The following is a 1177-nucleotide window of genomic DNA, read 5'->3' as shown; positions in this document are numbered from 1 at the left end:
AAGAATTTGATATAGCTCTTGAAAATGACGAAGCTTGCGCTTCATTCAAAATTTAAAACATTTTTTGCCTCATCGTTCAGTTTTCAAAGACCAAAAAAATAAATGGTCGGGAAGACAGGATTCGAACCTGCGACCCCTTGGTCCCAAACCAAGTGCTCTACCAAGCTGAGCTACTTCCCGTTAAAATGGTGCACCCTGAGAGATTCGAACTCCCGGCCTTTAGATTCGTAGTCTAACGCTCTATCCAGCTGAGCTAAGGGTGCAATATAAAATGCGGTCGAGAGGACTTGAACCTCCACGGTGTTAACCACCACTAGGCCCTCAACCTAGCGCGTCTACCGATTCCGCCACGACCGCATGTAAATGGAGCGGAAGACGGGATTCGAACCCGCGACCCCGACCTTGGCAAGGTCGTATTCTACCACTGAACTACTTCCGCATAATTAAGTTTGAGGAGATGCGGGTGAAGGGACTCGAACCCCCACGTCAAAGACACTAGATCCTAAGTCTAGCGCGTCTACCAATTCCGCCACACCCGCACAAATATTTAAGTATAGTTAATTAATGAGAAATGGTGAGCCATGCAGGGCTCGAACCTGCGACCCTCTGATTAAAAGTCAGATGCTCTACCAACTGAGCTAATGGCTCATTAATTATAAATGGGGCGGCTGAAGGGAATTGAACCCTCGAATGCCGGAATCACAATCCGGTGCGTTAACCACTTCGCCACAACCGCCATGCAAAAATGGTGCCGGCGAAAGGATTCGAACCCTCGACCCTCTGATTACAAGTCAGATGCTCTACCAACTGAGCTACACCGGCGCTGTAAATGGTGGCTTTGGACGGAATCGAACCGCCGACACAAGGATTTTCAGTCCTTTGCTCTACCAACTGAGCTACAAAGCCAATATGAAATTAAAAAAATGGCGGTCCTGACGGGGGTCGAACCCGCGATCTCCTGCGTGACAGGCAGGCATGTTAACCACTACACCACAGGACCACATTAAGTATTGTATCGACTTTACCTATTTTAAATGTCGCAGATAGATAAGTCAATAACTTTTTCAAAAAAACAAACAGCCTGGCAGCGTCCTATCCTCACAGGGGGAGACCCCCAACTACTTTCGGCGCTGAAGCGCTTAACTTCCGTGTTCGGCATGGGAACGGGTGTGGCCGC

General features: G+C 48.5%; 10 tRNA genes and 1 rRNA gene. All 11 read right to left on the bottom strand.

What is annotated here, in order from left to right:
- Positions 1-103: 103 nt before the first annotated feature.
- Positions 104-180 (bottom strand) — tRNA-Pro (locus KNP92_RS15665).
- Between the two features lie 6 nt (positions 181-186).
- Positions 187-263, bottom strand: a tRNA-Arg gene (locus tag KNP92_RS15660).
- A 9-nt stretch (positions 264-272) separates the two neighbouring features.
- Positions 273-357 (bottom strand) — tRNA-Leu (locus KNP92_RS15655).
- A gap of 7 nt (positions 358-364) precedes the next feature.
- Positions 365-439: transfer RNA gene (locus KNP92_RS15650), tRNA-Gly, on the bottom strand.
- A 19-nt stretch (positions 440-458) separates the two neighbouring features.
- A tRNA-Leu gene (locus KNP92_RS15645) sits at positions 459-539 on the bottom strand.
- A gap of 33 nt (positions 540-572) precedes the next feature.
- Positions 573-648, bottom strand: a tRNA-Lys gene (locus tag KNP92_RS15640).
- Positions 649-660: 12 nt separating this feature from the next.
- Positions 661-736, bottom strand: a tRNA-His gene (locus KNP92_RS15635).
- Positions 737-746: 10 nt separating this feature from the next.
- Positions 747-822: transfer RNA gene (locus tag KNP92_RS15630), tRNA-Thr, on the bottom strand.
- Positions 823-830: 8 nt separating this feature from the next.
- Positions 831-906: transfer RNA gene (locus KNP92_RS15625), tRNA-Phe, on the bottom strand.
- Between the two features lie 18 nt (positions 907-924).
- A tRNA-Asp gene (locus KNP92_RS15620) sits at positions 925-1000 on the bottom strand.
- Positions 1001-1079: 79 nt separating this feature from the next.
- Positions 1080-1177, bottom strand: a 5S ribosomal RNA gene (gene rrf / locus KNP92_RS15615); the annotation flags it as partial.

Source organism: Exiguobacterium sp. s122, from assembly GCF_018618475.1.
Lineage (GTDB): Bacteria > Bacillota > Bacilli > Exiguobacteriales > Exiguobacteriaceae > Exiguobacterium > Exiguobacterium himgiriensis.
This window is presented reverse-complemented; position numbering and strand designations above follow the sequence as displayed.